The sequence below is a fragment of the Limnothrix sp. FACHB-406 genome, assembly GCF_014698235.1.
In the GTDB taxonomy this organism is placed as follows: domain Bacteria; phylum Cyanobacteriota; class Cyanobacteriia; order CACIAM-69d; family CACIAM-69d; genus CACIAM-69d.
In genome coordinates, this window is record NZ_JACJSP010000014.1 from 1 (window position 1) to 26,919 (window position 26,919).

Annotated in this window: 21 protein-coding genes and 1 pseudogene; 13 read left to right on the plus strand and 9 right to left on the minus strand. The window is 57.0% G+C overall.

Features of this window, described 5'->3' with window-relative positions; genetic code table 11:
- Positions 1 to 490 precede the first annotated feature (490 nt).
- On the plus strand, positions 491 to 3,259 hold the full coding sequence (locus H6G53_RS13495; protein ID WP_190533759.1) for an EAL domain-containing protein: 2,769 nt from the start codon (positions 491 to 493) through the stop codon (positions 3,257 to 3,259).
- Positions 3,260 to 3,967: 708 nt separating this feature from the next.
- Positions 3,968 to 5,404, plus strand: a complete 1,437-nt coding sequence (locus tag H6G53_RS13500; protein ID WP_199309247.1) for a sensor histidine kinase — start codon at positions 3,968 to 3,970, stop codon at positions 5,402 to 5,404.
- A gap of 77 nt (positions 5,405 to 5,481) precedes the next feature.
- On the opposite strand, the gene H6G53_RS13505 is transcribed toward H6G53_RS13500, so the two are convergent.
- Positions 5,482 to 5,880 (minus strand): hypothetical protein, encoded by a 399-nt coding sequence (locus H6G53_RS13505; RefSeq protein ID WP_190354467.1) that lies wholly within the window; start codon positions 5,878 to 5,880, stop codon positions 5,482 to 5,484.
- A 475-nt stretch (positions 5,881 to 6,355) separates the two neighbouring features.
- Here H6G53_RS13505 and H6G53_RS13510 point away from each other — a divergent pair, with 475 nt between their 5' ends.
- The gene (locus H6G53_RS13510) at positions 6,356 to 7,945 is read left to right on the plus strand and encodes a glycoside hydrolase family 57 protein (RefSeq protein ID WP_099534451.1); all 1,590 of its coding nucleotides are present in this window, start codon (positions 6,356 to 6,358) and stop codon (positions 7,943 to 7,945) included.
- Here H6G53_RS13510 and H6G53_RS13515 read toward each other — a convergent pair.
- From H6G53_RS13515 to H6G53_RS13530, 4 genes and pseudogenes are all read right to left on the minus strand, one after another.
- Positions 7,930 to 8,097, minus strand: coding sequence for a hypothetical protein (locus H6G53_RS13515; RefSeq protein ID WP_190533762.1), 168 nt, complete (start codon positions 8,095 to 8,097; stop codon positions 7,930 to 7,932). The two genes, H6G53_RS13510 and H6G53_RS13515, sit on opposite strands and share 16 nt — an antisense overlap.
- Positions 8,098 to 8,196: 99 nt before the next feature.
- Positions 8,197 to 8,603, minus strand: a pseudogene (locus H6G53_RS13520) (type II toxin-antitoxin system VapC family toxin).
- Positions 8,555 to 8,836: an antitoxin gene (locus H6G53_RS13525; protein WP_190533764.1), complete on the minus strand. Its 282-nt coding sequence runs from the start codon at positions 8,834 to 8,836 to the stop codon at positions 8,555 to 8,557. The pseudogene H6G53_RS13520 and the gene H6G53_RS13525 overlap by 49 nt, the downstream one beginning before the upstream one ends.
- A gap of 380 nt (positions 8,837 to 9,216) precedes the next feature.
- Complete coding sequence (locus H6G53_RS13530) at positions 9,217 to 12,270, minus strand: tetratricopeptide repeat protein (RefSeq protein ID WP_199309249.1); 3,054 nt, start codon at positions 12,268 to 12,270, stop codon at positions 9,217 to 9,219.
- A 113-nt stretch (positions 12,271 to 12,383) separates the two neighbouring features.
- On the opposite strand from H6G53_RS13530, the gene H6G53_RS13535 reads away from it, so the two are divergent.
- Positions 12,384 to 12,605 (plus strand): hypothetical protein, encoded by a 222-nt coding sequence (locus tag H6G53_RS13535; protein WP_190533766.1) that lies wholly within the window; start codon positions 12,384 to 12,386, stop codon positions 12,603 to 12,605.
- Between the two features lie 147 nt (positions 12,606 to 12,752).
- Here H6G53_RS13535 and H6G53_RS13540 read toward each other — a convergent pair whose 3' ends face one another.
- Both H6G53_RS13540 and H6G53_RS13545 read right to left on the minus strand, forming a co-directional pair.
- A complete protein-coding gene (locus H6G53_RS13540; protein ID WP_190529155.1) occupies positions 12,753 to 13,184 on the minus strand; it encodes a hypothetical protein in 432 nt (143 codons plus the stop codon).
- 219 nt (positions 13,185 to 13,403) lie between these two features.
- On the minus strand, positions 13,404 to 13,673 hold the full coding sequence (locus tag H6G53_RS13545) for a hypothetical protein (protein WP_099531546.1): 270 nt from the start codon (positions 13,671 to 13,673) through the stop codon (positions 13,404 to 13,406).
- A gap of 238 nt (positions 13,674 to 13,911) precedes the next feature.
- On the opposite strand from H6G53_RS13545, the gene H6G53_RS13550 reads away from it, so the two are divergent.
- The 4 genes from H6G53_RS13550 to phoU all read left to right on the plus strand — a co-directional run bounded on the left by H6G53_RS13550 (position 13,912) and on the right by phoU (position 19,262).
- On the plus strand, positions 13,912 to 14,685 hold the full coding sequence (locus H6G53_RS13550; protein ID WP_190533769.1) for a DUF305 domain-containing protein: 774 nt from the start codon (positions 13,912 to 13,914) through the stop codon (positions 14,683 to 14,685).
- Positions 14,686 to 15,236: 551 nt separating this feature from the next.
- Positions 15,237 to 15,986, plus strand: a complete 750-nt coding sequence (locus tag H6G53_RS13555) for a response regulator (protein ID WP_190354540.1) — start codon at positions 15,237 to 15,239, stop codon at positions 15,984 to 15,986.
- Entirely contained in the window at positions 15,967 to 17,526 is a 1,560-nt protein-coding gene (locus H6G53_RS19085) for an ATP-binding protein (protein WP_190533773.1), read from the plus strand. The genes H6G53_RS13555 and H6G53_RS19085 overlap by 20 nt, the downstream gene beginning before the upstream one ends.
- Positions 17,527 to 18,566: 1,040 nt before the next feature.
- Positions 18,567 to 19,262, plus strand: a complete 696-nt coding sequence (gene phoU / locus H6G53_RS13565; protein ID WP_190354475.1) for a phosphate signaling complex protein PhoU — start codon at positions 18,567 to 18,569, stop codon at positions 19,260 to 19,262.
- Between the two features lie 7 nt (positions 19,263 to 19,269).
- Here phoU and H6G53_RS13570 read toward each other — a convergent pair whose 3' ends face one another.
- Complete coding sequence (locus H6G53_RS13570; RefSeq protein WP_190533775.1) at positions 19,270 to 20,190, minus strand: AEC family transporter; 921 nt, start codon at positions 20,188 to 20,190, stop codon at positions 19,270 to 19,272.
- 432 nt (positions 20,191 to 20,622) lie between these two features.
- On the opposite strand from H6G53_RS13570, the gene H6G53_RS13575 reads away from it, so the two are divergent.
- The 3 genes from H6G53_RS13575 (at position 20,623) to H6G53_RS13585 (ending at position 24,322) form a co-directional block, all read left to right on the plus strand.
- On the plus strand, positions 20,623 to 21,783 hold the full coding sequence (locus tag H6G53_RS13575) for a sugar phosphate nucleotidyltransferase (protein WP_099533069.1): 1,161 nt from the start codon (positions 20,623 to 20,625) through the stop codon (positions 21,781 to 21,783).
- A gap of 175 nt (positions 21,784 to 21,958) precedes the next feature.
- Positions 21,959 to 22,711 (plus strand): hypothetical protein, encoded by a 753-nt coding sequence (locus H6G53_RS13580; RefSeq protein WP_190533777.1) that lies wholly within the window; start codon positions 21,959 to 21,961, stop codon positions 22,709 to 22,711.
- Positions 22,712 to 22,840: 129 nt separating this feature from the next.
- On the plus strand, positions 22,841 to 24,322 hold the full coding sequence (locus H6G53_RS13585; RefSeq protein ID WP_190533780.1) for a tetratricopeptide repeat protein: 1,482 nt from the start codon (positions 22,841 to 22,843) through the stop codon (positions 24,320 to 24,322).
- A gap of 116 nt (positions 24,323 to 24,438) precedes the next feature.
- Here H6G53_RS13585 and thrC read toward each other — a convergent pair whose 3' ends face one another.
- A complete protein-coding gene (gene thrC / locus H6G53_RS13590) occupies positions 24,439 to 25,542 on the minus strand; it encodes a threonine synthase (RefSeq protein WP_099533102.1) in 1,104 nt (367 codons plus the stop codon).
- 204 nt (positions 25,543 to 25,746) lie between these two features.
- Here thrC and H6G53_RS13595 point away from each other — a divergent pair, with 204 nt between their 5' ends.
- The gene (locus H6G53_RS13595; RefSeq protein ID WP_190533783.1) at positions 25,747 to 26,439 is read left to right on the plus strand and encodes an SAM-dependent methyltransferase; all 693 of its coding nucleotides are present in this window, start codon (positions 25,747 to 25,749) and stop codon (positions 26,437 to 26,439) included.
- 160 nt (positions 26,440 to 26,599) lie between these two features.
- On the plus strand, positions 26,600 to 26,908 hold the full coding sequence (locus tag H6G53_RS13600; protein WP_190529168.1) for a DUF6464 family protein: 309 nt from the start codon (positions 26,600 to 26,602) through the stop codon (positions 26,906 to 26,908).
- Positions 26,909 to 26,919: the final 11 nt, after the last annotated feature.

The following is a 26,919-nucleotide window of genomic DNA, read 5'->3' on the forward strand; positions in this document are numbered from 1 at the left end:
GCTACTAGATAAATTGCGATATTTGCAAGTTGTACTCGGTCGCTATGGCTCAATCAGTCATTGGAGCTATGATTTACTGCCAGAAACTCTTGTTGCCTAGAATATGAAGTTTTGTGTTTAGATTCAACACTTCTGGCTTTGAAGGTCAAAATTTAAATAGAGAACACTAAAAGTTGGGCGCGAAAAATTGAACGCTAATCCCAAACGCCAATCGATTTTTCGCCAATTCTGCAAAGTGTTGGTTGGGTTATTCCCGATCGACCATTGGGTAGACGATCGATGAGCGATGGCTGACTAGCACTCAAAAACGACGGCCCGGGATTGCCAAAACTAGGGCTGATGTCGCTGATAAGTAGGGGCAGGCATGACTCAAGGACGAAATGGTTGGGGTGTAGTGCGCAGTCAACGAAATCATCGATCGAGCTGCCGAATCCGGCGGCCGGGGGGTAAAAGTCGTCCGCCACGATCGGTTCTCCCGTTAGGGTTGGCTGTGGCCTTGGTGATCTGCTTGGGTTGCATTGAGGGGGTGGGGCGATCGGCCATGGCGCGATCGCCCCAAGATTTGGGAACCGGCCCAACGCCCACAACCCCTTGGCCCGAAGAATTGCCGCCTCGCAGCCCCTACACGGAATTGTGGGGCCCCCTGGGCTTAACGGGTTTGTCCCTGGTGCTGTGGCTGAGCGATCGCCTCTTGCGCCATCGCCTGCTGAAGGTTCTGGATCCAAGCCTGATGGCGGCGGATTCCTTGGGGGCGGTTCCTGGGCCGCTGGGCCGTTGGCGCTGGCCCTGGCCTCGGGTTCGATCGCCCCAATTTCCCCGATCGCTCCGATTGCCCCGTTTTCTGGCCCATGCCAACCCTGAGGCGTTGGGGGATGGGGTGGTGCAGGGGGGCAACCGTTCCATGGGGCCCATGGGGGGTGCAGCCAGTGCAGAATCTTGCCCTTCCACCGTTGCGGCGGCTGCGTCTTCGTCCTTAGCCGAAGCCCAATCCCCGGCCTATGCCGACTTGTGGAACCGGGTTGTGGCCGTAACCAGTGCGGCGGCCGATTTTGACTCCGCTTTGGAAGAAGCGTTGCAAGTGTTGGGCCAAGAAACCGGCTGGGTGGCGGGCGAAGCTTGGGTTCCCAGCCTAGATGGTGCGTCGTTGGTTTGCAGCCCCGCTTGGTTCTGTGCGATCGAGGGGGTGAACTTGTTTCGGCAGGCGAGCTTGGACTTGACCCTAAAGCTGGGTTGCCAGCCACCGGGACGAGTTTGGCAAACCAAACGCCCGGAATGGATCAGCAACTACGAGCTGGAGTCGATCGACCATTGCAGCCGCAGCCAAATGGCCCTGGGGGTGGGCTTGCGATCGAGCGTGGTGTTGCCCATTTTGACCGGCGATCACGTGTTGGCGGTGCTGACTTTGTTTGCCACCAGCCCCCGAGAGCGGGACTTAACCTTGCTGAACCGGTTGGCGATCGTCACCGCCCAACTGGGGCCCATTTTGCAGCACAAACAGGCCGAAGCCCGCTACCGCAACCTGTTTGAACGGGCGATCGAGGGGATTTTTCAGGTGGCCCCCGATGGTCGCTATCTCCATGCCAATCCCGCCTTTGCGGCCATTTTGGGTTACGAGTCTCCCGCAGCGGCCCTGCGGGCCCTGAATGCCACCGATCGCCGCCTCTACGTGCGCCCGGCCGATGAAGTGCGTTTCCTGGAGCTGTTGGAACAAAGTCAGGATGCTTGCAACTTTGAATGTCAGGTCTATTGCCAAGACGGCCAACGCATTTGGGTGGATCAACGGGCCCAGGCCGTGCGCGATCGCAACGGACGATTGCTGTATTACGAAGGATGCCTGCTAGACATCACCTCCCGCAAATGGGTGGAAGCCCAGTTGCAATACAACTCCTCCCATGATGTGCTGACGGGCCTGTGGAACCGGGCTTGGTTTTTGGAGCGGTTGGTGGAGGCCGTGTCTCGGGGGCGGCGCGATCCGCAGTTTCGCTTTGTGCTGCTGTTTCTGGATATTGACGGCTTCAAACGGATTAACAACAGCCTGGGCTATTGGGTGGGCGATCGGCTGCTGATGATGCTGGCGGGCCGTTTGGAAAAGGCTATTTCCCCCGATTATGTGCTGGCTCGCACGGGGGGGGATGAGTTTGTGGTGTTGGTGGAGTCCGCCGCCACCTCCGACGAGGGGCAATTGGCCGCCGCCAAGGCCGCCGCCCACCGCCTTCAGGATGTGTTTCGCGATCCCTTTGTGGTGGATGGGCGCGATGTGTTTTTGCAAGCAAGCATGGGCATTGTTTGCCGCCCCGATTCCCATGGAGATTCGCGCCCCGACCAGCCCTATCGGATTTTGCGCGATGCGGATGCGGCTTTGCATCGGGCCAAACAACAGCGCAATGGCAGTTTTGTGATTTTTGATGCGGCCCTGCAATCGGACACGGAACAGCTCTTGCAACTGGAAACGGATTTGCGCTGGGCGATCGAGCGGCGGGAATTTTGTTTGCATTACCAACCGATCGTTTCCCTCGACTCTCGATCGATTGTGGGGTTTGAAAGCCTGATTCGTTGGCAACACCCACGCCACGGGTTAATGATGCCCGCTTCTTTCATTGGGTTGGCGGAGGATCGCGGGGCGATCGTCCCGATCGGGAATTGGGTGTTGCAGTCCGCTTGCAAGCAAATTGCAATCTGGAAAACCCAAATGCCCGAAGTGTTTCCCATTTGGGTGAATGTCAACCTTTCGGCCCGGCAACTGGTTCCCGAGTTGGCTGACCTGATTGAAGTGCTGATGGATGCCTACGACCTGGAAGGCTACGAACTGCGCCTAGAGATCACCGAAACCTCCTTGGCGCTGGATCCCAACGCCAGCCGCGCCTGTCTCGATCGACTGCGGGAACGGCGGATTAAAATTTGCCTCGATGACTTCGGCACGGGCTACTGCTCCCTCAACTATTTGCGGGAATTCCCGATCGACTCGATCAAAATCGAGCGATCGTTCATTCAAGCCATGCTCGAAAATCAACGCAACGCGGCGATCGTCCGTGCCGTCATCGGTTTAGCCAACGATTTGGGCCTCAGCGTCATTGCCGAGGGCATTGAAACCCAACCCCAAATTGATCACCTGCAAGACTTGGGCTGCGGCTTTGGCCAGGGCTATTTATTCTCCAGAGCCGTGCCCGCCGAGGAAGCTGGTCAGTTTCTCAATGCCGGATTGCCACCGGCCATTCGTTCCTTGCCCCGTTCCCAGTCGGCTCGCCATCCCCTCTGCTAAGTTGCTGATTACCCCCCATGGTCGCGATCGGGTCTGATCGATGCCCGATCGAATGGCAATATCAAAACCTCGATCGGGAATTGGCTCAAGAACGCGCAATCAAGATCGGACAAGGCCACCACAGCTCAAGGCAGCAAAATTGAGTGCAGAAAAGATTGTTACTGTCATTTGTTTAAATATTGGTTAAACGCATATTATCAACAGATCAAATTTCAATAAACATCCCCTTAGCTCATTTTCTAAAAATATCCCCGAAAAAGATCATGAAGATCTCTTAAACCGATGATTCAATAATGAGCTTGTTGTCACGGCAAAGCCTTGCCCTGACAACGCCAGGCTGATTGAAATCAGATGCTTTGACAAGATTTCATGGTAGATCTATTCTGTCTTTCCTGCTGTAAGATGCTAGCCTTGAAAAGGATAGAAATCGGGAACGTTTACCTGCGACCAAGTAATCTTAAGACCCCGATTCCAAGCGATCGATTCATCAAACCGAGTCAATTGACCGAGGCCACTGACCAAGGCGATTGGTTGATCAACACTGGATTCCCTTGGGGTTGTATGGCTATCTAAGGCGATGTCAATCGAGCGTGCCAGCCTGATTCATTCTTTCCCATGACATCTCGGTTCTGATATCGGCCCCAGGCTCCGAGTGCAACGCTCTGAACCTGTTGGCGGCTCGCCCGTCCCTCTGCACCCTCATTTCCTATGCTTGCCACTTCCACTTCAACCATGGCTGCTCCGGCTGTGCTGCCCAATCTTGCTGCCTCGCTGAATTTGGAGTCCACGCTCAATGACCTGTGCCTATCCTGCTTTGCCATGGATTTGTCACAGCCGGGGATTGAGCTGGCCCAAGCTTTAGAGGCGGATCCCCTGCTGCCAGGGGCCGTATTGCTCGATCGAGGAGCCTTTGCAGGGCTGCTGTCGCGGCGGCGTTTTTTTAAGCACCTGAGCCGACAATACGGCCCGGAGTTGTTCTTACATCGGCCCCTGCGCGTAATGTATCAATACGCCCATGTGCCGCTGTTGGTGTTGTCGGGCAGCACGCTCGTGGTGCAGGCGGGGCGGGCGGCCCTGGAGCGATCGCCCGATTTGCTCTATGAACCGTTGGCGGTGGAATCCCAGGAAGGCTGCTATTGCCTGCTGGATATTCACCAGTTGCTGGTGGCTCAATCCCAAATTCACGAGCTAGCCATGCAGCGAATTCAAGAGCAAACCCGCGCTCAGGTGATTCAAGCGGAGAAAATGGCCAGCCTGGGGCGGATGGTGGCGGGCATTTCCCATGAAATTAAAAATCCGGTGAATTTCATTTCGGGCAATGTGGTTTATCTGACCCAATACGCCCGAGATTTGATTGAACTGGTGACAGCCTATGAAGCCCTGTTGCCGGAAATTCCCGAGACCTTGCAACAGTTGCGATCGACCATGGAGTTTGACTTCCTGCGGGAGGATTTGCCCAAACTGATCGACAGCATGGCGATCGGGGCAGACAAACTGAAAAAAACCGTTGCCGGTCTCCAAAGTTTCTCCCATGTGGGATCAGAAACCTTTAAACCCGCAAATTTGCACGATTGCATCGAAAGCACCCTGATTGTGCTCAACAACCGCCTGCGGGAAGGGGTGGAAGTGATCCGCACCTATGGCGAATTGCCCCTGGTGGCTTGCCAGTCGGGCCACCTGAGCCAAGTGTTTATGAACCTACTGGCCAATGCGGTGGATGCGCTGCTGGAGGTGCAAAGCCAAATTCCACTGCTGGAACGGCGACGCTGGCAACCGACGATCATGATCCGCACCCAATGCGTGGATGAGTTACCGGCGGATTTGGCCGCGATCGAACCGGCCTCGATCTCGGCGGTGGAACCCCGCACCATGGATGTGACGGGCTGGGTGATGGTGGAAATTGCCGACAACGGCCCCGGCATTCCCGAAGCCATTCAGACCAAAATTTTTGAGACCTTTTTCACCACCAAACCGATCGGGAAAGGAACGGGCCTGGGTTTGGCCATCACCCACGAAATCATTGCGCGCCATGGGGGCCACCTCCGCCTGCGATCGCCCCGTTGGCCAGAAACCTATCCCGATCGCCCCTTTGATTTACCCGGCACTAGTTTTGAAGTGTGGTTGCCCCTCACCGCCGATCTCTAAGATCGCCCGATCGCCAACCCGGGCCCAGTGCCAGCCGTCCATGGGCGATCGCGAGCCAAAACTAGGGCGGGCCAAAGCTAGAGCGAGCCAAACTGAAGTTGCCCCAAGCTCACGGGAGTCGGCGGCGGGATGACTCGATCGATACGCCGTTGCCAGTCTGCCGCATCCGGCAGCGTCAACACCACCTGAGCATATTGATGGCCCGTCAGCCTCAACGTCAGAAACTCTCCACCGTCATGAGTGGCATACCAAAACTCCCGGCCGCGCCTTGTGTAGTAGGTTCCTGCTTTGATCACACCCGGCAGAAACGTACCCGGCGCACGCAGTTCTCGCCAGTCGCTGGGCGGTGCTCCTAACTGCACGGCTTGAATTTGCGCGATCGGGACTTCCAAATAAAGGGGCCAATGAAAAGCCCACAGCTTTTCCCAACCCTCCAAGTCAATTCTGAGGGAATCGCCCATCAGGCTTAAATGCATGGGTTTTGCTCCTTGTGCTCGGCACAGAGTGGCCCATGGAGCACAACTGGAATCATCTCCATTCTGGCGCGGCCAACGCTGATTGGGAGCAACCGCCCAGCCACGCTGCGAACAGGCAGCCGACCCCCTCCCCAGCGATCGAAAGCCAACACCCGATCGCCTGGGATACCAGCCCATTGATTACCAACGCCCATGCACGCCATTAGTTCACACCGTCTCCCCGTTTACAGTGGTCAGGGGGTTGTTTGCCGCCCTTCTGCCTGGGATCTCTCAAGACTTCAACCGATCCCGACAGATCCCCACAGATCCCCATAGATCCCGATCGCCCAACATCTGGTCAAATTCACGACCTACCCCCGGTCGCACTTCGCCTTAAAATCTGCTAAAGCTTAAGCCAAGCTTTACGCCGATCCGGCCAGGGCGATCCCACGAGCGATCGCCTCAGCCTTATTAATTGCGCTCTAGGACAATTGCTATGACCCTTGGCTATGTCGCCCTCGTCCTGCACGCTCACCTGCCCTTCGTCCGGCACCCCGAAAGCGACTACGTTCTAGAGGAAGAGTGGCTCTACGAAGCCATCACCGAAACCTACGTCCCCCTGTTACGCGCCTTTGAAGGACTCGAGCGCGATGGCGTAGATTTCAAAATCACCATGAGCATGACCCCGCCCCTGGTGTCCATGCTCCGCGACCCCCTCTTGCAAGACCGCTACGATCAGCACCTCGCTCAGTTGCAAGAACTCGTCGAAAAAGAATACGTCCACAACGAATTCAACGGACACCTGCGCTACCTGGCCGAGCACTACATCAAAGAATTCCAGGAAGTACGGGAACTGTGGGAACGGTATGATCGCGACCTCGTAACCGCCTTCAAAAAATTCCAAGACTCCGGCAACATCGACATCATCACCTGCGGCGCAACCCACGGCTACTTGCCCTTGATGAAGATGTATCCCCAAGCCGTGTGGGCCCAACTGAAAGTTGCCGTTGACCACTACGAAGAAAACTTTGGCCGCGCTCCCAAGGGCATTTGGCTGCCCGAATGCGCCTACTACGAAGGCCTTGAACGGATGGTGGCCGATGCCGGCCTGCGCTACTTCCTCACCGACGGCCACGGGATCTTGTACGCGCGGCCCCGCCCGCGCTTCGGAACCTACGCCCCCATCTTCACCGAAGCAGGGGTGGCCGCCTTTGGGCGCGACCACGAATCCTCCCAACAGGTTTGGTCTTCGGAAGTGGGCTACCCTGGCGCGGCCGAGTACCGCGAATTCTACAAAGACATCGGCTGGGAAGCGGACTACGACTACATCAAGCCCTACATCATGCCCAACGGCCAGCGAAAGAACGTAGGCATCAAGTACCACAAAATCACCAGCCGCACGGCGGGCCTGTCCGATAAGGCGCTCTACGATCCCTATTGGGCCCGGGAAAAAGCAGCGGAACATGCCACCAACTTCATGTTCAACCGGGGCCAACAGGTGGCCTATCTGAATGGCTTGATGCAGCGCCCCCCGATCGTCGTGTCGCCCTACGATGCAGAGTTGTTTGGGCACTGGTGGTACGAAGGCCCTTGGTTCTTGGATTTCCTGTTCCGGAAGGCTTGGTTTGACCAAAACACGTTCCAGATGACCCACCTGTCGGACTACTTGCAAAAGCAGCCGACCCAGCAGGTCTGTCGCCCGTCCCAATCGAGCTGGGGCTACAAGGGCTTCCATGAATATTGGCTGAATGACACCAATGCTTGGATCTATCCGCACCTGCACAAGGGAGCCGAGCGGATGATCGAACTGTCGAAGCTGGAGCCAGCCGATGAGCTGGAATGGCGGGCCCTGAACCAAGCGGCGCGGGAGTTGCTGTTGGCCCAATCGTCGGACTGGGCGTTCATCATGCGGACGGGGACGATGGTTCCCTACGCGGTGCGCCGGACACGATCGCACATGATGCGGTTCACGAAGCTCTACGACGATATTCGCGCGGGCAAGGTGGATTCGGGCTGGCTGCAAAAGGTGGAGGCGATCGACAACATCTTCCCCAACGTCAATTACCGCGTCTATCGCCCGTTGTAATTTCCCCGCATCAATGGGGCGATCGGGTAGGGTGAGTGGGAGAATGCTTGCGGGGTAACGGTTTGGCTGGTTTGGCTCCCACGCACCGTCGATCGCCCCTCAGAATCACGAGTTTGCCCGCGCCAATGGTAGTAGTGGTGCGTAGGGCACAAACCCCACCTCTGGAACCTGCGAACCGTTGCCCTACGCACCCTACGGGGTTTCGGGTGGGGTGTTGAGTAGTTGCAGGATGAGAGAAGTTCAGCCGAGGGTTATTCTGCCCAGTTTTGAATGGCAAGGTCGGGAACGCGGCTAAATTCTCGGACATTATGGGTCACGATCGTCAGGCCCAAGCTGAGGGCGTGGGCCGCGATGAGTAAGTCCATGTCGCCGATCGATTGTCCCTGGCGTTCGAGGCTGTAGCGAAGTTCGCCATAGTGATGGCTGGCATTGCGATCGAAGGGGACGTTAAGGGCAACAAGAAGCGATCGAGGGCGGCCTGATTGCGATTGCGCTGTTGGCTTTTGGCAATGCCGTAGTCGAGTTCAGCAACGGTAATACTCGAAATGGCAATATCGCCGAGTTCGCAGGCGCGGAAGCGATCAATAACTTGGGGCGGTTTGTGTTTGATTAAGTAAATGCAAATGTTGGTGTCGAGGAGGAATTGCATGGAAACCATTCCTCGCGTTCTTGGGGCAAGTCTTGGGGGCGAGTTTCTGGCCAGTCCTCGAAGCAATCTTCGGAAAAGAGTGTGAGGCTCTCGAATAAAATTTGCCAGGGATTAGCGGCGGGGAGCAAAATCAGGGCGCTGCCCAGGGGCTTGAGATAAACCGCTTCGCCGAGGAAGTCGATCGACTCGGGCAAAATGATTGTCCAGCCCTGATCTTGTTTAGTAATTTCGACTCGTTCCATCGAGAATTCCTTCGGTGATGGTGTTGGCGGTCATTAATCGTGGGTGCAGGACGTTCAGGATTGCGTTGTTTCAATGGTATTGCGGGTCTTGGGGTGGGGCGATCGCCCCTGGGGATACACGATCTGGTTTTCTCCGTATCGATGAAGAGATCGGGTAGGGGCGTACCGCTGTACGCCCTCCGCCAGGATTGATCGCTTGAAACGAATCGGTTGGCGGAGACCTCGCGTATCGGAGGGCGCATGGCGATGTGGCCCCACAAAAATCGGTTTTCCCGCATGGGTAGGGGCGTACCGCTGTACGCCCTCCGCCAGGATTGATCGCTTGAAACGAATTGGTTTGCGGAGATCTCGCGTATCGGAGGGCGCATCGCCATGCGCCCCTACGGGTTTGGTGGGGTGGTGAGTTGTTGCAGGATGGATTGGGTGAGGGGGTGGTTGGAGAGGTCGGCAGCGCGATCGGCTTTAATGACGGCTTGCACCAGGTTTTGCAAACTTTGGATGCTGCTTTGGGTGTGAGGATGCGCTTTACCCAACTTCTGCACCCGAATCTCCAAAGCACGCACCAACATCCGCTCGGCTTCACCCCAACGATGTTGGTAATAGTGCAGCACTGCCAAGTTGTTAAGGCTGGTGGCGGTGTCGGGATGGTCGGCTCCCAGCACTTGCTCACAGATTTCCAGTGCTTGCCGGTAGAGGGGTTCTGCTTTCTTGTAGTGCTTCTGGCCTTGATAGAGGAGTGCCAAGTTGTTGAGGCTGGTGGCAATATCGGGATGGTTAGCCCCTAGCACTTTCTCATAGATTTCTAGTGCTCGCCGGTAGAGAGGTTCTGCTTCCTCGTACCGTCCTTGGGAATAGTAGAGGTATGCCAAGCCATCGAGACTGGCAGCACTATCGGGGTGGTCAGCTCCTAGCACTTGCTCACGAATTTCCAGTGATCGCCGGTAGAGAGGTTCTGCTTCCTTGTACCGTCCCTGGGATTCGTAGAGTCCTGCCAAGTTATGGAGACTGGTAGCGGTGTCGGGATGGTCAGCCCCTAGCACTTGCTCATAGATTTCTAGTGCTCGCCGGTAGAGGGGTTCTGCTTCCTTGTACCGTCCCTGGGATTCGTAGAGTAATGCCAAGTTGTTGAGGCTGGCAGCACTATCGGGGTGGTCAGCTCCTAGCACTTGCTCACGAATTTCCAGTGATCGCCGAACGAGAGGTTCTGCTTCCTTGTACCGTCCCTGGGATTTGTAGAGTGCCGCCAAGTCATTGAGGCTGGTAGCAGTCAAGGGATGGTCAGCTCCTAGCACTTGCTCACAAATTTCCAGCGATCTCTGGTAGAGGGGTTCCGCTGCCTCGTACCGTCCCTGGGATTTGTAGAGTGCCGCCAAGTCATTGAGGCTGAGGACAGTGTCAGGATGGTTGGCTCCTAGCACTTGCTCACGGATTTCCAGTGCTCGCCGGTAGAGGGGTTCTGCTTCCTCGTACCGTCCCTGGGAATAGTAGAGTTCTGCCAAGTTGTTGAGGCTGGTGGCGGTATTGGGATGGTCGGCTCCTAGCGCTCGCTCACAGATTTCCAGTGCTCGCCGAACGAGGGATTCTGTTTCCTCGTACTGTCCCTGGGAATAGTAGAGGTATGCCAAGTTATTAAGGCTGAGGGCAGTGTCGGGATGGTTGGCTCCTAGCGCTTGCTCACAGATTTCCAGTGCTCGCCGAACGAGGGATTCTGCTGCCTCGTACCGTCCCTGGGATTTGTAGAGTAATGCCAAGTTGTTGAGGCTAGTGGCGGTGGCGTGATGGTTGGGACCAAAGCGGCTTTCGGTGATGCTTAAGCAGTCGCTCCAGTGCTGTTCAGCCTCAGCCCAGAGACCTTGCCCCTCAGCCAACTGCGCCAAGGCACTAAAAACCCACATGGAATCTGTTGGATCGGTAATCTCGCCGCTAGCCGCCGCTGCCGCTTCCAAGTGCGACCAGGCGGGGCGGGTGCGCGCCAGGTCTGCCAGCGTCACCGTCCTTGGAACCGTTTTCGCCACGCTCACCATTTGCCCTAAAAACGCCTGTTGCAGCGCCCCGCCCTCGGGCCAGGCCGCCCGCTTGGCTGCGAAAAATTCCCGAATCAGCGGATGCAACGCATATTGACCTTCTTCAGCTTTCACCAAACTCAGCTTCACCAACTGATCTCGCGCATCTTCGATATCTTCCTCATCGTCATTGGGCAAACAACCCAGCACCCAATCCCACAACACCGGAGCCGGTCCAAAACAACCCAACAACACCGCCAGTCGTTGCGCTGCTGGCTCCAACTCTTCCCAACTCAACTCAAAAGCTTCTGTTACCCCGTATCGTGCCGTCATCCCCTCGGGAAAGTCTCGGTCTTTCGGGTCGATCGCCCGGGCCTGCAACCGCTGTGCCTCTAACCGTTCTTGCATGGTGGCCAGCGACAACTCCGCCTTTCGCCTCAGGTAATAGCCCACCAACTCAATTCCCAACGGCAAAAAGCCCAGCCATTCACAAAGTGCCTCCGCTGTCGCCCGTTCCGCCGCGATCCGCTCCGTTCCCACAATACTTTCGAGCAACTGGAGCGTCGTCACCGGAGTCAAGACCTGCAACTCCAGACGTGCTATACCCTGAAACTTGGCCCGCGTCGTGATCAATACCCGAAACCGGGCATCGGCGGGTAAAATTGCCTCAACTTGGGTGCGATAGTCTGTCACATCATCGAAAATCAACAGCACCAACTCTGGCGGTACTTCCTTTGCCGGCCACTGGGCAAAGCAATAGGCCAACTGCTCCGGCAAGTCACCCAGGTCTGACAAATCAAGATTTGGGAAGAAATGTGATCGGGCAAAATTCAACAGTTCAATTCCCGCCCGTTCTCCCGCCAGCCACACCACCCCGCCGCGATAGCTATTGAGGTGAGATCGCGCATATTGCACTGCCAGTTCCGTTTTGCCCACGCCCCCCATGCCATCCACACTGGCGATCGCTACACGATGGTCATGTCCCTGCAATTGCTCGTGTAACGCCATCAGCTCTTGGTCGCGTCCAAAGAAGCGATCACTGGCAACGCCCCGCACGCCCAGATTAGTCGGTGGCTCAGTAGTCACACGATCAGGAACCAGGAGTGGCTGAGAAGACTGTTCCGGCTTGAGAAATGGGCTACTGGTCAGTTGGTGACTTTGTAAGTCAGTCTCTTGATTTTGGTAAGCCTCCCAGAGATACCTTTTGAGTTGATATAGCTTGCCACGAGACGCACCAGTAATTCCTAATTTTTCATAGACTCCTCCCATACGCATCTTGAGTGCAGATGCGGAAATGCCTAAAGTTGCCGCAATTTTTTCAGTCGTCTGAGACTCTGACTGCATCACTGCAATCAGGGCATCAGTCTGCTCGGGCGATAACTGGTGCTGAGTACTAACCTGGCGCAACCAGTCTTCAGGCAATGGAGACACAGGATATGAGTAACAACGTCAATACAATTTTACATCACCATGTTGTCATGGTCAGCTTGGTAAGCTAAAGTAAGGCTACTAAATCTTATGGTCAGCTTAGGCGACCACTTACCATGACCCCTCCTCAAAGTTCGCCCGCTTCTCAGCCCAGTCTGCCGGCCAACCAAACTTCCCAGGAGGTGCAGATCCCCCAAGCCGATTCGATTTTGGGGTTACCGGTTCCTGCTGGGATGCCGAATTGGCTGGTGGCCTTGGTTGCGATCGCGATCGTGGCTGACCGTGCTGCCAAAATCTCCACACTGCTGGTCAAGCTGTGGCTGCGGGTTAAGAAGTGAGATTGCCCTTCGTCAAACTCGCGCAAGCGATCAATATGAGATCGCTCGCTGCTTCAGTAACCGAGCTGTAAATGTCATGAGACGCGCGCGCCTGTGACTTCCCCCAAACACCGCCATGGCATCGGGAGCGATCGCCCTGGCCCAGGCCTATGGGGTTGGGGCAGGCGGTTCTAGCTGATTGAGGGCCCCGCAGATATATTTCTTGACGGTTTCGCGGCTGGCAGTCACACCACTGGGCAGCGTGAAAACCATCTCAACAGTGGTTTGGTTGTTTTCCGCCAAGGCAAACACGTCAATGGGCAAGGCCCGCTGAAAGGCAGTGGCGGGGTTTTCTGCTCGCATCATGCCGCCGGCCACGTCGGTGCTGAGGGTACGAATGCCTTCGCGGGCCAAAATCACCCGCAATTGAAAAAAGGCCCTTTCGACGGATAGGCCTTGGACTTGCACGCGGGCAAAATAGGCGGAACCGTTGAAAAAATCGCCTTTTTTGTCGAAGCTTTCTTCACAGGTGGTGGCCAAGGCGGGCGTGCCAAGGCAGAGCAAGGCCAGGCTCAGGAACAGCGATCGCATGGTTTGCATGATCGGATCAAAGAACAAAACCTCAGGATTGCCGATCGGGAATGGGCATGGCCAGATCGGTGTGACACCAAGGAGCCACAGCAAGCGATCGTGTAGAGAATGATGGCGGCCCAATCGATCGGAAAGGGTCGGTTTGCCCGATCCACCGATCCACAACCTCCGCGAAACAATGCGGGTTTCAGTCGATCGCCCCAGGTTGTGGATCGGTTAACGCGCGTTCTAGCCGACCGTGATATTCGGCTCCTCGCAGAAATTCACCAACACCGTTTCGCTTTCCGACTCATCCTCAAACACAAAGCTGATGTACCACTCACAGGGCGAATCATTCGTATGCTCCGCCCAGGTGACCGTTGCCCCCTCTCCAGAAGCAATTCCCTCTTCTGGCAAATCGAACTGCGACCACTCCTCATCATCGGGCGAAACCCAAATTTCCAGGATGGCTTGGTCTGTGTTGTTGGTGACCACAAAGCTAAACAAATCGTCCGACATGGGGGGTACATCCCAAAATTGCAGAATACGGCTCCGTTCTAGACTTCAAAGCGGGTCGCTGTGGGCTTTCCTTAGCTTTTCTTCACCACGCCTCTTCACCACGCCGTTTCCTCGCCCGCAATTCAGATTCCAACTCCTATGCTGAAGTTAACCCTTGGTTGATCGGGCATTCCTGACCCGATCGGTCTTGGTTTTGATGAATTTTGATCAATTCAGGAGCAAGTAGGAGCAAGATTCAATGAAATGGACTGGTAAACAAGGCCCATGGCTCGCGGGATTGTCCCTCGCGATCGCCAGCACCGCCGCGATCGGGAGTTGGGGATTTAGCCAATGGCGGGCCCAACAACCCGCCGCAACGGCCCCAGGCTCCACCACCACCGCCCAGGCTAGCCCCGCCCTTTGTCCGCCTGGTGGGGACGCGGCCGGCGGCATGGCGCATCATATGCACTCGATGCAGGTGAGCAGCGAGTTTGAATTCATTAGTCACATGATTCCGCACCACCAGGAGGCGATCGACACGGCCAAGCTCGTGCGCGATCGCACCCAACGGCCGGAAATGCGGCAATTTACCCAGGCGATTATTGATGCCCAAAGCCGGGAAGTGAGCCAAATGAAAACATGGCTGCAAACCTGGTATCCCAACCAAACCAGCACCCAGGCCTATCAGCCCATGATGCGTCCCCTGGAACCCTTGCAAGGCGATGCGCTGGATCAGCAGTTTTTGCAAGATATGGTGATGCACCACCAAGGGGCGGTGATGATGGCCCAAAGCCTGATTCAAGGCCAATTGGTAAAACACCCGCCAGTGCAGTCAATGGCTCAGGATGTGATTCGCACCCAAAGCCAGGAGATTGGTCAGATGCAGACCTGGTTGGGGGCTTGGTTCCCGAATGGTGGCCAATGCGGGCGATCGACGGCGGCGGATTCCACGGGCAACGGGTTAATGAACCACGGGAATATGAACCACGGGAATATGAACCACGGGAACGTGAACCATGGAAAACAGCTTTAGGCTCCGTGGGATTCGCCATTGGGTTTGCACCGTGGTGATTCGCCGCTATGACTAATCTGGGTCAATAGTTCAGCAGGGGCCGTGTAGGGCCGGCCGCCAGCATCCATCGGGAATGGCATGGGATCACCATCCCGATCGCCCATCGATTTTGGTTGACTACGGTTGATTCTTAAAGAAATGGCTAAGGAAAAAGCAGCCATTCGCCACAACTTCAACGAATTTTCTGAGGAAATGGCCCTGGCACTTTCTGGGACAATTTGGACAACCCAACGCCCAGGGGGCATTTTCTGAGCCAAAAAAACCGTCAGGAAATTTTTACAAATTCCACAGGGGGGCGATCGCCGGCCGGCGGGAACCTTGGTATCGTGGAGATATAAATCGTATACCGCAATACGAAATAAATCAGGAAGCTTATTTCCTAACGTTATATTTGCGCCGTTTTAGCGCTAGTTTGGCGCTGTTCTGGTGCTTTGCGGGGTTTCGCTCACGCCACCGAACTGCTCGATCGATTCATCACCGCCGAATCTGTTCCTCAAGAATTTCACCGTATGCTGGCCAGCGATCGCGCCCTGAAATTTAATCCCCTGGATGCGGGGCAACCCAGCCGCATCCTGATTGTTGAAGACGAAGAACTAATCCGCGATATGGTGGCTGCGGCCCTGCGCGACGAGGGCTATGAAGTGTTAGTGGCGGCCGATGGGGCTGCGGCCTTGAACCTGTTGAATCTCAACAATCCTGGCGACATGAACCGCCCGCCCGATTTGATTGTTCTGGATTTGATGTTGCCTCGGGTGAATGGGCTGGATCTGTGTCGGCTGTTGCGCCAGCGCCAAGATCCCGTGCCGATTTTGATGCTGAGTGCCAAGGGCAGCGAGACCGATCGGGTGTTGGGGTTGGAAGTGGGGGCCGATGACTACCTCACGAAGCCCTTCAGTATGCGGGAGTTGGTGGCTCGTTGCCGGGCCCTGCTGCGGCGCAATCGGATCGTGAGCGCGGCCCAGCCGGAAGTGCTGCGCTATCGGGATATTGAACTTTATCCCCAGGAATGCCGGGTGGTGGTGCGGACTCAGGAAGTGAACCTGTCGCCGAAGGAATTTCGATTGCTGGAATTGTTTGTGCAACATCCCCGGCGGGTTTGGTCTCGGGAACAGTTGTTGGAGCGCATTTGGGGCATTGACTTCATTGGCGACAGCAAAACCGTTGATGTGCATATCCGCTGGCTGCGGGAAAAGGTTGAGCTAGATCCCAGCACGCCTGAATACATCGTCACCATTCGCGGCTTTGGCTATCGATTTGGTTAGTGTCCTAGTCGGTTTAGGACTGGGGCTAGGGGTTGGGGTGTGGCAACAGGCGCGGCTGCGTTCTCGCCTGATGCAGCTTTTTGCGCCCATTTTGGCCGATGAGGTGGCGATTCCGTTGGGGCTGGAGTCCTTGGTGCGGCGCGGGGTGGTGGCGGCGCTCGATCGGGAAGTGGCCCTGGAGTCTCAGCTCGAAATCTGGGAGAAGGCCCTGGTGGCGGCTCCGATCGCTTTTCTGTGGGTCGATCGCGATGATGGATTGCGGTGGTGCAATGACCGGGCGCGGGAGCTGTTCGCCATCCGTCAGTGGCAACCCAACCAAGACCGCCTCTTGATTGAGGTGGTGCGCTCCTACGATTTGGATCAGTTGGTGCAACAAACCCGGCGGGGCCGGCTCACTTGCCAACGGGACTGGACGTTTTATGGAGAGCCGCGGCCGGAGCCAACGGAATCGACGGAGGGCCCGGAGTTGAGCGACCACGGGACGATCGATCCCCCTTTGCCGGGGCCGGGAACCGCCACCAAGGGGGTGGGGTTGGCCCTGCGAGGGTGGGGAATCCCGCTGCCCCATGGTCACGTGGCGATTTTTGTGGAAAATTGCCAGCAGATGGTGGATTTAGCCCGCAGTCGCAACCGGTGGATTAATGACTTGGCCCATGAGTTGCGCACGCCCCTCACGTCCATTCAGTTGGTGTTTGAAACCCTGCAAAAGCAACTGGAGCCGCCCCTGAGCCATTGGGTCGATCGAGCCATGCCGGAAGTGAAACGGCTGGTGCGCTTTGTGCAAGATTGGCTGGATTTGAGCCAAATGGAACAGAATCCGGGGCAAATTTTGCGCCTGGAGGTGTTGGACTTGGTGGAGGTGGCCCAGGCGGCTTGGCAGTCGGTGGAACCCTTGGCGGAACGAAAATCGGTGGCGCTGGTGCTCGATCGGGATGGGTTAGATCATCTCTGGCTCCAGGGCGATCGGGCCAAGCTCCATCGGCTGCTGTTGAATTTGCTGGACAATGCGATTAAGTACAGCCCGGAAGGGGGGCAAATTTGGCTGCACATTTCCCAAGATGCGCCGGCCTTGACCTTGCCCCAACCGCCCGGGGAGTTGGCGGAAGATTTGGCGGAGGAGTTGGGTTTGGCGAGCCAGTTGGGCGATCGCGCCTCGGAGTCTGACCCGCACTGGGCCGCCAGAGCGCCCCAGCCCAACCCCCAAGCCGCCACCCCCCTCTCCGATCCAGACAACGACCCGATCGCCACCTGGGCCTATGCCGATGTGATTGATATGGGGCCTGGATTTTCGCCCACGGATTTACCTCACATTTTCGAGCGGCTCTATCGCGGCGACGCTTCCCGCACCCGCGAAACCGATGCCATGATTGCGCCCCAACTCCCCAGCACCGGCAGCGGACTGGGGCTGGCGATCGCCCGGCAAATTGCGATCGCCCATGGGGGACAAATTACCGGCAGCAACGACCCCAAAACCGGCGGTGCAAGGCTGCGGGTAGCCCTGCCGATTCGGGCCATCCGCCAACCCCTGGATGATTTGTAGTGCTTGACGATGGGGAGCAATCCCCAAAAACACCGATAACCAGGGCGATCGAGCTGTTTGGTAGCCAACAGCACCCCAATCGGTGCAAAAATTTTGAACAATCATCCCAGGGGTGATGCTCCTCGGGATTGTGGCCGATCAGCCCACTAAAGTTTGGTTAAATTCCCACTAAACTTCTGAGCCGGAACCCCCATCTTAAGAAAATATAAGATATAAAGGAAAGGCAATCTTTTGAAATGCATCCATTAATTTCTCATTTCCGTTCCCCTTTTTACCGAGGCATTTTTATTCCAATCCTTATCCATCAGACAATCGCCAATTAGTCCCATGGTAGCCTCGATTAATCCTAGATTGATCTTGTGTAGATTGTCCTTTCATGAACCTTTGATCAGACAGCATCATGAGTAATTAGTCATCCCAACCAACATTCTGTTGCTATTCCCTATCATCTTCCCGAGCGATTTCAGATCGCAATCAGTATCAAAATTGATTGAAGTTTGATCAAGCATTTCCTCGTTTCAGTCTCGATCATTGCCTAAAAATTTTCCAGAAACTTCCCAGAAATTTCCCGAAAGTTGCCCAACAGCTTCTGCCTCAGCCCCTTGTGGGCAACCGAACTCACGGCGCGATCGGCCCTATCCCCAGCGCTGTTCAAAGTTCTGGCCAAAATGATGGCAGTCAAGCTCAAGGGCCCTCAGTTAGAGTGACTTTTTCCTTCTAACTTCAAAACCAATAGCCAGCAATTCATCAAGAATCTATGATGCAATTCCTGGTTTTGAGTCTTTACTTTCTTCAAGTTGCACTATCAGTGATCTATCCATTTTTCAACACCTTCTTTCATCGGTCAATGCGGCTCTAAGGCTTCTTGGGGACTGGTGTCTTGATTTCCTGAAGTGGATGTTCTCAATAGAACTGGGTTGGTGGTTTCACTGCTGAGCAACGCCTAAATTCAAAGGGAAATCATTCTGAGCCAATCATCACGGTTTCCAAAGTAGGGTTGGGACGAGCTGTTGATTCATTCCGTCGTTTATGAAGGTTCCATGATTGCTGTAGACGTGAAACGATCTTTGTTTTCCACTGCTTCGGGTGCGGCCACCAAACCGACGGCGATCGAACGCAAAATCAAGCGAGTTTGCCAAGATGTGCTGCGGATGGGAGCGCTGGTTGAGGATTCGTTTCGCCTCACTCAGCAAGCCCTGTTTGCCCGCGACCTGTCCACGATCGAGCGAATTAATGCCCTCGAAGACCGCATCGATGAGTTCTATCGCCAAATTGAACTCGACTGCGTGGTCACCATGACCTTGAACGCTCCGGTGGCGGAAAATTGCCGCTGGCTGAGTGCCCTGATGCAGTTGGTGCGGGACTTGGAACGCATTGGTGATTATTCCCAGGACTTGGCGGATATTGCGGTGCGCCTGTTTCCCTATGGGCCCCATCCCCATTTGGAGGAGGTGGAAGCCATGGCTCGCCAAACCCTGACCATGTTGGGCATGAGTTTGGCGGCGTTGGTGGAGCCAGATCCCGAGGCGGGGGCCCGGCTCCAAGCGGCGGACAATGTGGTGGATGAGGCTTACGATCGCCTCTATGGCCTGTTGGCCACACAGCGGGATGTACCGGGGCCGATCGAGCCGGTGTTGCTGATGGTGCTGACCATTCGCCACATTGAGCGCATGGCCGACCATGCCACCAATATTGCCCAACGCGCGTCCTATATCGTGACGGGTCACCGCTCCTAGCCATCCCCTAAGCCCCAAACATCCAAAGCCAGAGGGGCAGGGTGAAGGGCAAAACCACGGTTCCCAGGGCCACGCTGGACACGGCCAAGTCCCGATCGAGGTCGTAGGCTTCGGCAATGACCAAACAGGCAAAGGCGGGGGGCATGGCCATCTGCAACACCAAAACCAAGAGGGTTGGCCCCTGCCATCCCCAACCCCGCAGGGTCAACCCCACCACCAGGGGCACGATCGCCATTTTGATGACTAACAGAGCGATCGCTGGAGCCGTGGCATTGCCCCAACGCAACTGACTGAGCCGCATTCCAATGAGCACCAAGGCCAGGGCCACTACAGTCCAAGCGATGGCCGTCAGCCCTCGATCGATCACCTGGGGCAGGGCGATCGATCGCGACCCCAAGCCTGCCAGGGCCCCCCAAACCGTCGGATTCACCAAGCCCGCCCGCACCATGCCCCAACCGTCGCTCGATTGGCCCCCCAACCGAGCTGCCAGGGCCGAACCCACCCCATAGGCCCCCAAGGTTGTGCCCGCCACATCAAAAAACAGGGCCCAGGCAAATTGCCCACTCCCGACCAAGGCCAGGGCGATCGGAAAGCCCAAATAGCCCGTGTTGCCAAACATGCTCCCCAGCCAAAAACTGGCTCGCCGTTGGGGAGCGGTCACCCCTTGCCAGTGCAGCCATCCCCAAGCAAGACAACCGGCCAGGGCGATCGACCCCCAAGCCACCAAGGGAGCCAGCCAAGCTTGGCCGCTCAGATCGGTTTGGCGCAAAAAGGCCACGCAGCTCAGGGGCACGCCCACCCAAAACAACCCTTGCCCGATCGCCCCGGACACCCGCGCCGGGAGCCAGCGGCCCAACAACACCCCCAAACCCACCCCACCGGCCAAGGTGGCGTATAACTTCCCCAACACAACTGCATCCAACGCCATTCGTTTCCCTGCCTTTGCCCAACAGTTCCCAATTCAGCTCCAATTGCAGACCCAATTCAGATCCCATTCAGACTCAATTCAGGCTCAATTCAAATTCAGCTCCCGATCCAATCCCGATCCAATTCAGATTCAGTTCAGATTCAGTCCGGTTTAGTTTCGGGCCAAGATTCCACAAAAACTCGCCCGATTTTCATCAAACCCATCCCCACAGCGCTCCAACCGGCCGCCGTTGCCGCCAAACACTTGGGCAATCGCCATTCGATCGATCACATCCTCTCTTTCGCGAACCCCATGGCAAGCGCTACAGTGTCGAAAACCAAATAAGCCACGTCAGAATCTGGCAAGCCTCGCCCATTTCCCTTGGCTTGCTGATCCGACGATCGCACCGTTAAATAAAACGTGAAGCATTCCCGGGGAGAAGCCAGCTAAACCATGAAAGCCATGATCCTTGCGGCAGGCAAAGGCACGCGTGTTCGGCCGATCACCTTCACCGTGCCTAAGCCGATGATCCCCATCCTGCAAAAGCCAGTGATGGAATTCCTGATCGAGCTTTTGCGCCAACACGGTTTTGATCAAGTGGTGGTGAACGTCAGCCACCTGGCCAAGGAAATTGAAGACTATTTCCGCGATGGCCAGCGATTTGGGGTCGAAATTGCCTACTCCTTTGAAGGATTTGTGGAAGACGGCGAGCTGATTGGCAAAGCTCTCGGGTCTGCGGGTGGCCTGCGCAAAATCCAAGACTTCTCCCCCTTCTTTGATGACACCTTTGTGGTGCTTTGTGGCGATGCGCTGATTGATTTGGACTTGACCGCCGCCGTCAAATTCCACAAGGCCAAAGGCTCCCTCGCCACGATCGTCATGAAATCCGTGCCCCGAGATGAGGTGTCCAGCTATGGGGTGGTGTTGACGGATCCGGACGGCCGGATCAAGGCATTCCAGGAAAAACCCGCCGTGGAAGAAGCTCTCAGCACCAGCATCAACACCGGGATTTATATCTTTGAGCCGGAAATTTTCAACTACATTCCCCCGGGCTGTGAGTATGACATTGGGGGCGACTTGTTTCCCAAGCTGGTGGAAATGGGTGCGCCGTTCTATGGCATCACCATGGACTTTCAGTGGGTGGATATTGGAAAAGTGCCGGACTACTGGCGGGCCATTCGCAGTGTGCTGTTAGGGGAAGTGCAAAACGTGGCCATTCCTGGACGGCAGGTGCGTCCGGGGGTTTATACGGGGCTGAATGTGGCGGTCAACTGGGACAAGGTGGAGATCCAAGGGCCGGTGTATATCGGGGGCATGAGCCGGATTGATGATGGGGCAAAGATTATTGGCCCCACGGCGATCGGGCAAAACTGCCATATTTGCAGCGGGGCCACGGTGGAAAACAGCGTGATTTTTGAATATTCCCGCTTGGGGCCGGGCGTGCGGCTGGTGGATAAATTGGTGTTCGGTCGCTATTGTGTGGATAAGACGGGCGCGACGATCGATGTGCAGGCGGCGGCCCTGGATTGGCTGATTACGGATGCCAGACAGGTGATGCCTGCTACACCTACGGAGGAAGGCCAGGCGATCGCGGAGCTGTTGCAGTTGGAGTGAGCCAAGGAGGGCGATCGGGATCAGGCCCCGATCGAGCCAGCCCCTGAAGTGAACTCGGCTGCGGGAATTTCCCGATCGACAATCCAGGAAATTCCCATCGGGTCTGCAAAAGACCGTCTACCCTTTTGCAGGATTGTCAGTTAGCATTGGCGAGAAGTTTTAGACAGGCATCAGTATGGCCGAGGGTCGAGTAGCGTTTTTAGCAGGCTGCGCCATTACGGGATCGCTGGCATTTGCGGTCGCGAAGGGATGGATTGCGGTGGGCGCGCCTCCGTCCTCGGTTCCCGGGCTGTCGGAAAATCCCAGTGGGGTTCCCCTGCTTGAAGGGGGTGGCCAACTGCCCCCGGCCCCCACGGTGACCATGCTGCCCTCGCCGCCACCCACGGCCTTGTCCGCCGCCCGCCCCAGTGCCGCCGCGAATGGTGCGGCTGATGCGACGGCCACCCCTCCCACAGGCGACAGCACGATCGCCAAGCTTGAGGAGCGGCTGCGGAAAAGCGAAGATCAACTAAAGGAAATTCAAGCGGACTTGCGAGAAGACCGCAAAGACCGGGAGCGTCTAACGGCGGCGGTGGATAAACTGAGCACCGCCGTGCAGGGCCAGGAAAAAAACCTCACTTCCATGGCCTTGGATGACAAGTTGGCGCAAATTGCGGCTAACCGGGGCGAACAGCAACCCCCGGGCCAATGGGGCAACGGCATCCTTTGGGCCCTGGGGGGCATGGTGCTGACGGTCAGCAGCATTGTGATGGCGGGGGTGATTTCCACCATGGCCCGGCAAAACCGAGGAAGCTATGGTGCGCCGCCCCACAGCCCGCAACCGTTCCACCCCATCCGAGTGGTTCCTACCTATTTACCTCGGGCCCGTCAGGATCAGACGGTGCGCCGGGAGCCGGGGACGGCGGATTTTGTGGAATACGATTACTAATTAGCAAGCGATGGGCCGGTTCTAGGCTTTTGCGAGATAGTTGCAAGGTTTGGGTGGCGATCGAGAAATGACGGTGGGTGGCCTGTGGGTGGCCGGTGATGGCAATGCGCTCCTGATCATGGGGCGGTGATGCACGATCGGGCGTTGAGTTTGGCCCGCCAAGGGGATTGGTCGGGAGCGATCGCCCTGTGGCAACAGATGGCGGCGGCGGCCCCCCATGATGGGGCCACTTGGAAGAATTTAGGAATTGCCTATTACCGATCGGGGCATTGGCTCCAGGCGATCGACTGCTATCAACGGGCGATCGCTCTGCGGCCGGCGGATCCGGGCTTGCGGGTCAACCTGGGAGCGGCCCTCAAACAGGCCCAACAGCTCCCGGCAGCCGTGGCGGAATATGAACGGGCGATCGCCCTGGATCCCAATCATTGGGATGCCCATCGTAACCTGGCCAATGCTTTGGAAAAGCTGGGCGACCTAATTTCCGCCGAAATCCACATTCGGCAGGTGGTGGCAGCGTTGCCCCAATGCGCCAAAGCCCGCCACAGCTTGGGCAATATCCTTTGGGAACAGGGGCGCTATGAGGACGCGATCGCCCAATATAACCAGGCCTTGGCGATCGAGCCGGATTTCCATGAGGCGATCGCCAATCGGGGCATGGTGCAAATGACCCTCGGCCAATGGGAACAGGGCCTGGTGGACTATGAGCACCGTTGGTTTTGTGTGGAAACGGCGCGAGGGCTGCCGCCGGTTCCCTTTCCTCAACCGGTTTGGACGGGAGCGCAACCGCTGGTGGGCAAAACCGTTCTGCTCTACTCAGATATGGGCTTTGGGGATGCGCTGAACTTTGTGCGCTATGCTCCCCTGTTGGCGGCCCGAGGAGCGCGGGTGCTGCTGGAATGTCCGAGGCCCCTGGCTCGGCTGTTTGGGACGGTGGCGGGTGTGGCCCAGGTGGTGATTCGGGGGGAAACGCCACCGCCGTTCGATTACTGGTCGCCGTTGATGAGTTTGCCGGCCGCCTTTGGAACCACGCCGGCCACCATTCCAGCGGATATTCCCTATTTTCAGTTAGGCCAATCGCTTCAGTCGCCGCAGTCACTTCCAGGGTTTCCACCGTCAACCCAGGGGCCGATCGAGCCGGAACCTTCACCAATTGCCTCGCCAGCGGGTCAACGGTGGGGATTTGTTTGGGCTTCCGGCAAAACAGGAGCCACAGCCCGCAAGCGATCGACCGCTTTGGCCCAATGGGAGGCCCTGTTGCGATCGCCCGGTTATCAGTTTTTGAGTTTGCAAACGGAAACCAGCCCCGAGGAGCGGGCCTGGCTAGCCGATCGGGGCATTCCCGCCTTGGGCGATCGGCTCACGGATTTTGCGGACACGGCCCACGCGATCGCCCAACTGGATGGGGTGATCACCGTAGACACCGCCACGGCCCATCTGGCCGGGGCGATCGGCAAACCAGTTTGGATTCTGTTGCCGGCCGTGCCCGATTGGCGCTGGCTGCTGAACACCGATCGCACTCGTTGGTATCCCACGGCCCGACTCTTTCGCCAACCGAAAATTGGGGATTGGGCGGCGGTTTTTGACCAAGTACAAAGGGCGCTGGCCCCATGACCAACGCCCCAAAAATAGCCGATTCGCAAGATATGGCCCCCGGGCAATTCCCCCCGCCAGACTAACGACTCACGAGAGGGGCCAGCCGGGCGATCGACTCGCCCTAGAAACCCGTCCTAGAAACCCATCGCTTGGGCCACCGCCGCCAACTCTGGCTCAATCCCTTGGTGGTACTGGTTTTGGGAGGTTTTCAGGGCCGTATCCGGATCCTTCAACCCATTTCCCGTCAGCACGCAAACCACCGTGGCCCCGGCTGGCACTTGATCGCGCACCTTCAGCAGCCCCGCCACGGAAGCCGCGCTAGCCGGTTCGCAGAACACGCCTTCTTCGCCCGCTAGCAGTTGGTAGGCCTCCAGAATTTCCTCATCGGTGACCGCCTCAAAGCCGCCTTGGCTGGCATCCCGCACCGCCAGCGCCTTATCCCAACTGGCTGGCTTGCCGATGCGAATCGCCGTCGCGATCGTGTGTGGATCCAAAACTGGACGGCCCACCACCAACGGCGCAGACCCGGCCGCCTGGAAGCCCATCATTCGGGGCAACCGCTGGCATCGTTGCTCCTGGTGATATTCACAGAAGCCCATCCAGTAGGCGGTGATGTTCCCGGCATTCCCCACGGGCACACAGAGCCAGTCCGGCGCATCGCCCAGGGCATCCACCACCTCGAAGGCGGCGGTTTTTTGCCCCTGAAGCCGATAGGGGTTCACGGAGTTCACCAGGGTGATCGGATAGTCGTTGGCCATTTGACGCACCAACTCCAACGCCCGATCGAAGTTGCCCCGAATCGCCAGCACCTCAGCGCCGTAGAGCAGGGCTTGGGCCAGCTTGCCCAAGGCCACATAGCCATCGGGAATCAAGACAAAAGCCTTGAGGCCACCCCGGCGGGCATAGGCAGCGGCGGCGGCGGAGGTGTTGCCCGTGCTGGCACAAATCACCGCCTTGGCTCCGGCTTCCTTGGCTTTGGTTACGGCCATGGTCATCCCCCGATCTTTGAAGCTGCCGGTGGGATTCAGACCGTCATATTTCACGTAAACTTTCACGCCACGCCCAATCCGATCGGCCACGGACGGGACGGGAATTAACGGTGTATTACCCTCGTGTAGGGTGACAACGGGCGTGGAGTCGGTAACGGGGAGGTAGCGGCGATAGGTTTCGATCAGGCCGCGCCAGCCTCCCGGGGGCGCTGGAACCTGTGCCGTACTGGCCGTGCGAGGATCAACAATTGAGGCGGATTCGACGACGGGTAAACGAGCGGTCACAGAGCGTCTACAACTCCAACGTGCTTGCAGATTACCCAAACAGTTTAACCTGACAGGCCCGAACGCGGCGACGACGAACCTATCAAAAGCTGGGGTCTAAAAATTGAATCATGGCCGTTGAAATGATGCAAATGGTGATGAAAAGGGTGAGCAAAAGGTGAACAGAATATGGCCTTTCAACTGACGCAGGTGGTTCCTTGGGGGCGATCGTTTGCAGACTATCGGAAAATGTTTTCCCTCACGGGGGAGGATTTGGAGCGATCGATCCTCGACTGTGCCGGTGGGCCGGCCAGCTTTAATGCGACGATGCATCGGTTGGGAAAACGGGTGATTTCCTGCGACCCGATCTATCAGTTTTCGGCGGCGGAAATTGCCCAACGGATTGAGGAAACCTGTCCCAAAATCGTGGCGGGATTGCACGAAAACCACGATTGGTTTGTGTGGTCTGCGGAATTGTCCACGCCGGAAGCTTTGGCGGACTATCGGTTGCAAGCAATGGGGGAATTTTTGGCGGATTTTCCTGCTGGATTGCAAGCACAGCGTTACCAACCATGCTGCTTGCCAAATTTGCCCTTTGGGGATGGGGAGTTTGAGTTGGCGCTCTGCTCCCATTTGCTCTTTACCTATTCCGCTCAATTTTCCCTGGAATTTCATCAGCAATCGATCGTGGAATTAGCCCGGGTGGCGCAGGAAGTGCGGGTGTTTCCGTTGCTGGAAAACTATCAGGTGACCCGATCGCCCCATGTGCAACCCACGATCGATCACTTGGTCGATCGGGGCCTGCGGGTGGAAATTTTGCCCACCACCTACGAATTTCAGCGGGGTGGCCATGAGTTACTGCGAGTTTGGCGCGCACCCTAGCCAGAGCCAACGGGCAAAAACCGCCCTTGATCGTCAGTGCCTGATCGTCAGCGCGATCGAGACTGGCGCGATCGAGGCCAGGGCCAGGAATCAACCACCGGACAAGTTCCCAAAAGCGTGCTATCGATCGGATGATGTGCCACTCCTTGCTTCGTTATCGATGGTTACTGCTTTGGCGCTATTGATCCTGTTCTCGATCGCCCTGCTGCCACCGTTGCTGTCCCTGCGGGCCGTTCGCCGCTATGAAGCCCTGGTGCAAACCACGGTTACCCGGGCCCGCCTGACGACCCGGTCGCCCCGGCCGTCCTTCCCGGGGCCTCAGCCTCCGGAACTGACCCACATTCCGGGCGCGGGCTACGTCATTGGCAATTTGAGCTGTCGGTTCAATGCCCGATCGCCCCAGTTGCGTTGTGCCGTAAATCCCAGTGGCCCCTGTGCGGGTTGCCATTGGTTTGAAGCTACCCCTTAGCAGGCGGTTAA